Here is a 6687-nt window from a genome sequence, read left to right on the forward strand (position 1 = left end):
AGATCAAGATGTTGATGTTTCAAAGCGGACTTTCCCTGTTGGGTGATTTGTTGTATTGCACGAAAGATAAGTATACCAGGGGGACACCTTTTCTTTTAGAATCTCTTAGATTGGTTGAAATAATGTTAGAAACACTGGTAATTAAGAAGAGTCAAAGTGAAAGAAGTTGAAAAAAATACAACAGAGGAGGTAAAATTATGAAAAGAGCACTGATAACTGGTATAAGAGGTCAAGATGGAGCTTACTTAGCAAAACTGCTATTAGAAAAAGGATATGAAGTTTACGGTGCAGACAGGAGGAGTGGCGATTCCAGTAATTGGCGTTTAAAAGAACTTGGTATAGAAAAATACGTGAAGGTAATTTATATGGATCTTCTAGAGCTAACGAACATACTCAGAGTAATTAAGGAAGTTCAACCTGACGAGGTATATAATCTTGCAGCACAAAGTTTTGTACAGGCTTCTTTTGAACAGCCTATACTAACGGCAGAGGTAGATGCTATTGGAGTTCTTAGATTGTTAGAAGCTCTAAGATTTTATAAATCAGATGCAAAATTTTATCAAGCATCAACGAGCGAGATGTTTGGAAAGGTTCAAGAAGTTCCTCAAAAAGAAACAACACCTTTCTACCCAAGGAGTCCTTATGCTGTAGCCAAGCTCTTTGGACACTGGATTACAGTTAACTACAGAGAATCTTATAACATGTTTGCATGCTCTGGTATTTTGTTTAATCACGAATCCCCTTTAAGAGGGTTAGAATTTGTAACAAGAAAAATTACTTACACTTTAGCACGGATTAAATATGGATTAGAAGATAAGCTTATTCTTGGAAATCTTGATGCTAAAAGAGATTGGGGTTATGCTCCCGAATATGTAGAAGTTATGTGGTTAATGCTTCAACAAGATACGCCGGATGATTATGTGATAGCAACGGGTGAAACTCATACAGTCAGAGAGTTTGTAGAAAAGGCGGCAGAAATTGCGGGATTTCAAATAGAATGGGAAGGAGAAGGGATAAATACGAAAGGTATAGATAAGAAAACTGGAAAAATTATAATAGAGGTTTCTCCTAAGTTTTATAGACCTGCTGAAGTAGATATTTTAATAGGAGATTATTCTAAGGCAAAAACTAAGCTTGGCTGGAAACCTAAAATTAAATTCGAAGAGCTTGTTAGAATCATGATGGAGGCTGACCTTAAACGAATTGAAAAAGCGAAACAATAGATTAATCTCAACTTATGAGAGTAAATGAAAATTGCAGTAATAGCTAATTGTTAAGCTAAACTATTAGAGTGTTAAAACTTTTTGATTTTGAATCTAAATAACTTTTGGGGGGGGGCGTTCTATGTGTCAAGTAAATTTTTTAATACTTGCGGGAGGTTCTGGAACAAGACTTTGGCCGCTATCCAGGAAAAATTTTCCAAAACAGTTTTTAAAACTACCCCTCCCAAATTCAACTCAACCGGAAAGCTTTTTCCAGAAAACCTTGAAGCGTATAGCTTTATATCCTGATGACGCTAATTTTTACATTATTACCAATGAAAAGTATAAATTTTATATTCTAAATCAAATAAAAGAAATTTGGGATAATCCTGACAATTCTTTCGACACGGTGTTGGAGCCGGCATCCAGAAACACTGCTCCTGCTATTGCCCTTGGAGTAAGATATGCCCTTGAAAAAGGGGCCTCTTTAGAAGATGTGTTCGTTGTAACTCCCTCAGACCATTTGATAGAGCCCAAAGAGAAGTTTGTAGAATATCTTGAACGCGCGGTAGAAATAGCAGAAAAAGGTCATATCGTTACCTTCGGTATAAAACCGACTAAACCCGAAACCGGATACGGTTATATAAAGGCAAATGAGCAATCTTTTCAGGATGGCTATTTTAAGGTTGAAAGATTCGTAGAGAAGCCGGATCTGGAAACCGCCAGGAGGTATCTTGAAGAAGGAAATTATTTCTGGAATTCTGGAATGTTCGCCTTTTCTGGTAAAACCTTTATTGAAGAACTTAAAACCTATTTACCCGAAGCATCTATAATATTTGAGAAACCCATGGAAGAGGTTTTTCAAAGATTCTCCGATCTTCCTGATATTTCTATAGATTATGCCGTGATGGAAAAGACGAACAAGGCGGTAGTGCTTCCTTTGTCTTTATATTGGTCCGATATAGGGTCCTGGGAAAGCTTGTTCGAAGTTTTCGAAAAAGACGAGAAGGGCAACTTGTTGCTTGGCAATGTGCTCGATCTTGATGTGAGGAATTCCTTTGTTTTTGGAGATAGAAGACTTATTGCCCTTTTAGGGGTGAAAGATCTGGTGGTGATAGAAACCGAGGATGCTCTTTTGATTACCAGAAAGGGAGAGTCTCAAAGAGTAAGAGAGGTCGTGAAAGAGCTTCTGAAAAAAGGGAGATCCGAGGCCGAAGAACACCTTACTGTTTATAGGCCCTGGGGAAGTTACACGGTTCTTGAAGAAGGCCCCCGATACAAAATCAAACGAATCGTTGTAAACCCCGGAGAGAAATTGAGTTTACAGCTTCATCATCACCGTTCCGAACACTGGATCGTTGTAAGAGGAACCGCTAAAGTGAGAATAGGTGATAAAGAAATGTTTGTCCATGAAAATGAATCCGTATATGTGCCTAAGTCCACACTTCATCGTTTAGAAAATCCCGGAAAAATTCCTCTGGAGATTATAGAAGTCCAAAATGGAGAATATTTAGAGGAAGACGATATTGTACGGATGGATGATATATATGGCAGATAGCCATGCACCCTACCTCCCTCAATAAAATGAAAGCCTTCGTAGAAGTATATCTTCACCAATTCGCCGGGCATCCTCTTATCATCGTAGACGTTGGCTCTCAGGCGGTTGGAAATATGCCGACTTATAGAGCTTTTTTTGAAAGGCCCTCCTGGAAATACTTTGGGCTCGATGTGGAGGCCGGAAATAATGTGGATATTATGGTGGAGGATCCCTATAACTGGAAAGAGATCGAAGACGGGTTTGCCGACGTGGTCATCTCGGGCCAGGCCTTTGAGCATATAGAATTTCCATGGCTTACGATCAAAGAGATATACCGGATTTTAAAGCCTTCCGGCTTATGTTGCCTAATAGTTCCTTCTTCCGGGCCGGAGCACAAATATCCCTATGATTGCTGGAGATTCTATCCCGATGGAATGAAGGCGTTGGCAAAATGGGCGGGATTCGAGGTAGTTGAAGTATTCACGGACTGGGGGCTTGGGCCGTGGCAGGATACCTTTGCGGTTTTTCAAAAACCTGCCTCCAGAGAGGGAAAGAAGGCCCCCTTTCCGAAGTTTGAGAACCGGAGGGTTGCCGAAACGGTTTACTTGAAAGCCTTTTCGGATAGACCAGTAAATCCCGAGTATTACCTCAGGGCTTCGAAACTGTTGAGGGAGAGAGGAGAAACGGAAGAGGCCTTAAGGCTTCTGAAAACGGCCGTATCCATGTTTCCTCAGCATCCTCAATTGAGAGCTGAAACCGTCGAAGTCTATCTGGAAGACGGAAAACCGGAACTCGCCTTGGAACATGTGCTTTTCCTTCTGAAATTCCGACCCTTTTTCCCTCATACCATAAGGGTGACCTCCGGGATACTTGAACACCTCAAGGGAGAAGATAAACAGCTGGTTCTGGATCAACTGCCGGGAGATCCCGGAGGTTTGAGGCGTATGGCCGGAATCGCCGAAAATACTGGCTCTTATCGTCTTGCGGTCGAGTGCTGGAAAAAGCTAATAGAAAAGAACCCTTCAGATATAAACGCAAAGTGTATGTTGGCGCTTTCCTTTAAGGGCGCCGGAGAGCTCGAAACCTTCAAAAAGATCTTCAAAGAAGTGTTGGCGTTTCAATTACGGGAAGAAATCCTCAACCGAACCACGATCATTCAACTCCTCATAAACCACTTCGGCTTCGAAAGTTATCTGGAAATAGGGGTGGAGAGGGGAATAAACTTTTTCCAGATAGAGGCACCTTTCAAGTATGCTGTTGATCCCAAGTTCTTGATACCGGGAGGATATGGTGATCTCGATGGTTGCGGGTTCTTTGAAATGACGAGCGACGAATTTTTTGAGAATCCTCCCCCGGAAATAAAAGCTAGGGGAATAGATATAGTTTTTATCGACGGGCTTCACACCTATGAGCAATCCCTTCGGGATGTCGAAAACGCTTTGCGGTATTTGAAACCGAACGGGATCATAGTGCTTCACGATTGCCTTCCCGATTCACCGGCCACGGCTGCTCCCACACTCGAAGAGGCCAAAAAACGTCCGGATTTCAAGGGAACCTGGACGGGCGAGGTTTACAAAACTGTAATGCACTTGAGAGCCGCGAGATCGGATCTGTTTGTGGCCGTAGTTGATACGGACTGGGGAGTCGGCTTGGTAAAGAGAGGCACACCGGAATCAAGTCTTGATCTTCCGCTGGAAAAGATCAGAACCATGAAATTTGAAGAGTTTGTGAGGTTCAAGGATTTTTATCTCAATCTGAAACCCATCGGCTGGTTCTTCACCTGGCTAAACACCTAACCTAACCACCTAACCCCCAAACCCTTTTTGCACCTACGAAGTGCACCTACGAGGTGCACTTCGTAAGTGTGAGCAATCCTTCACCGGGACGTCTCAAGTAAGTTGAAAAGCCGGGATGAAAGAGGGTTGGCTCTTCCCTCTCCCATCTTCTCATAATTTCGCGGCAGAGGGGCGGAGAGGTTGATAAAGCCCAAGTTTGACAGTCAGGAAGGATTGCTGGATCTGAAGTGAGTATTTTCGGCCCAAAATACCCCTAAAATGCCCCCTTTTTTCCCCTTCCCTGCCTCTGTTCTACCGTCTCCACCTCCAAAAACCTATCTCTATATCGTGGAGGGCAAGCGGGTTAGTGGAAAAGTGCGCCAGAGGATCGTGGCTAACCTGGGGCGTCTGGAAAAACTTAAGAAAGGGGCGCTGGACAAGCGGACAATTCAGGACCCGAGCTGTGGCCACAATCAGCTGCATTAGCTCAGACTTAATCTGACAGGTAGGCCTTCCCAAAGAGGGTGGTCTAGGCTACCCTCCAGAGAGAGCTCCACCCAAAACTCAAAATAAGGAGGAATAGCCATGACCACCCAAGAGAAGCTTATCAAGAACAAGCTAGGTTTGCTAGAGTTAGCGGCGTATTTAAAGAATGTTTCCGAGGCTTGCCGGGTGATGGGTTTCAGCCGAGACACCTTCTACCGGATCAAGAAGGCTTACGAGGAAGGCGGAATAGAGGCCCTTTTTGAGAAGAGCCGCCGGAAACCGAATCTCAAGAACCGGGTTTCGGAAGAGGTAGAGCGGGCAGTGGTGGAGCTGGCTTTGGAGGATCCCTCTTTGGGACAGAAGAGGGTAAGCGACGAATTGAGGAAGCGAGGGATATTTGTATCTCCGGCCGGGGTAAGGAGCATCTGGCTTAGGCACGGGCTGGAGCGTTTTGAGAAGAGGCTCAGGGCCTTAGAGGAGAGGGTAGCGCGGACGGGGGAGATTCTTACGGAGAGGCAGCTTCGGGCGTTGGAGAAGGCGCAGGAGGAGAAGATAGCCCAGGAGGAAATCGAGACCGAGCACGTGGGATATCTGGGGGCGCAAGACACCTATTATGTGGGCACTATCAAAGGGATAGGCCGGATCTACCAGCAGACTTTTATAGACACCTATTCAAAAGTGGCTTTTGCGAAGCTTTACACCAGCAAGCATCCTATCAACAGCGCAGATTTACTGAACGATCGGGTGATACCGTTTTTTGAGGAGCATGGACTCTCGGTATTGAGGATATTAACAGATCGGGGGACGGAATTTTGCGGACGTATTGACCGGCACGAATACGAGCTCTTTTTGGCTTTGAACGACATAGAGCACACCAAAACCAAAGCCAAGAACCCTCAGACCAATGGAATATGCGAACGGTTCCACCGGACGATCAAAGAGGAGTTTTACTCCATAGCGTTGAGGAGGAAGCTTTATCGGAGTTTGGAGGAGCTTCAGGAGGACCTGGATTTGTGGATAGAGAGGTACAACCGGCAGAGGCCGCATCAGGGGAAGTACTGTGAAGGCAAGACGCCGATGGAGACGTTTTTGGGAAATGTGCCCTTGGCAAAGGAAAAGATGCATTCTAATGTGGAGGCGGGATTTGGGTTCTGACCGAGCCTGACAGGTGGAGACTCTGGAGGGGCCAACTGTCAGATCAAGTCTAAACTTTTACACATTATAGCCTATCCTCAAATAAAATTGAGAGCTGGGCGTAAATTGAAGGCCAATCCTTAATAGGGACTGTCCACCCTTCTGTGTAAATCACATTATAGCCTATCCTCAAATAAAATCGAGAGCTGGGCGTAAATTGAAGGCCAATCCTTAATAGGGCGGCGCCATTTCCTCTCAAGCTCCATGGCCGCCATGTATAGACACTTAAGCAGAGACTCCTCTGTCGGAAAAACCCTCCTGCCCGCTGTTGCCTTCCGAAATTTGCTGTTTACGCTCTCTATGATGTTCGTGGTATACATTACCCGCCTTATTTCAACCGGATACCTGAAAAACGTCGTTAAAGCCTCCCAATTCGCCTCCCAGCTCTTTACCACATGGGGATACTTTTCGCCCCATTTGGCCGAAAAATCTTCAAATTCTCTTTCGGCTACCTCAAGTGTAGGGGCCCCGTAAACCTTCTTGAGATCCCGGG

At 44.6% G+C, this 6687-nt stretch carries 5 protein-coding genes; 4 read left to right on the forward strand and 1 reads right to left on the reverse strand.

Translation table 11 applies throughout. From position 1 onward, the window contains the following. Positions 1 to 197: 197 nt before the first annotated feature. From gmd to TDIS_RS08295, 4 genes are all read left to right on the forward strand, one after another. The gene (gene gmd / locus TDIS_RS08280) at positions 198 to 1223 is read left to right on the forward strand and encodes a GDP-mannose 4,6-dehydratase (protein WP_068671209.1); all 1026 of its coding nucleotides are present in this window, start codon (positions 198 to 200) and stop codon (positions 1221 to 1223) included. A gap of 121 nt (positions 1224 to 1344) precedes the next feature. Beyond that, complete coding sequence (locus TDIS_RS08285) at positions 1345 to 2760, forward strand: mannose-1-phosphate guanylyltransferase/mannose-6-phosphate isomerase (protein ID WP_068671211.1); 1416 nt, start codon at positions 1345 to 1347, stop codon at positions 2758 to 2760. A 113-nt stretch (positions 2761 to 2873) separates the two neighbouring features. After that, a complete protein-coding gene (locus tag TDIS_RS11180; RefSeq protein ID WP_208595688.1) occupies positions 2874 to 4535 on the forward strand; it encodes a class I SAM-dependent methyltransferase in 1662 nt (553 codons plus the stop codon). 564 nt (positions 4536 to 5099) lie between these two features. After that, positions 5100 to 6155 (forward strand): IS481 family transposase, encoded by a 1056-nt coding sequence (locus tag TDIS_RS08295; protein ID WP_068671213.1) that lies wholly within the window; start codon positions 5100 to 5102, stop codon positions 6153 to 6155. 155 nt (positions 6156 to 6310) lie between these two features. On the opposite strand, the gene TDIS_RS08300 is transcribed toward TDIS_RS08295, so the two are convergent. Next, positions 6311 to 6687 (reverse strand): transposase (locus TDIS_RS08300; RefSeq protein ID WP_161939504.1); only part of this gene is annotated, 377 nt, incomplete at its 5' end.

This window comes from Thermosulfurimonas dismutans (genome assembly GCF_001652585.1).
Lineage (GTDB): Bacteria > Desulfobacterota > Thermodesulfobacteria > Thermodesulfobacteriales > Thermodesulfobacteriaceae > Thermosulfurimonas > Thermosulfurimonas dismutans.

Coding starts and splice junctions, on each gene's coding strand:
- gmd (WP_068671209.1), top strand. CDS start 198: ATGAAAAGAGCACTGATAACTGGTATAAGAGGTCAAGATGGAGCTTAC.
- TDIS_RS11180 (WP_208595688.1), top strand. CDS start 2,874: ATGCCGACTTATAGAGCTTTTTTTGAAAGGCCCTCCTGGAAATACTTT.
- TDIS_RS08295 (WP_068671213.1), top strand. CDS start 5,100: ATGACCACCCAAGAGAAGCTTATCAAGAACAAGCTAGGTTTGCTAGAG.
- TDIS_RS08285 (WP_068671211.1), top strand. CDS start 1,345: ATGTGTCAAGTAAATTTTTTAATACTTGCGGGAGGTTCTGGAACAAGA.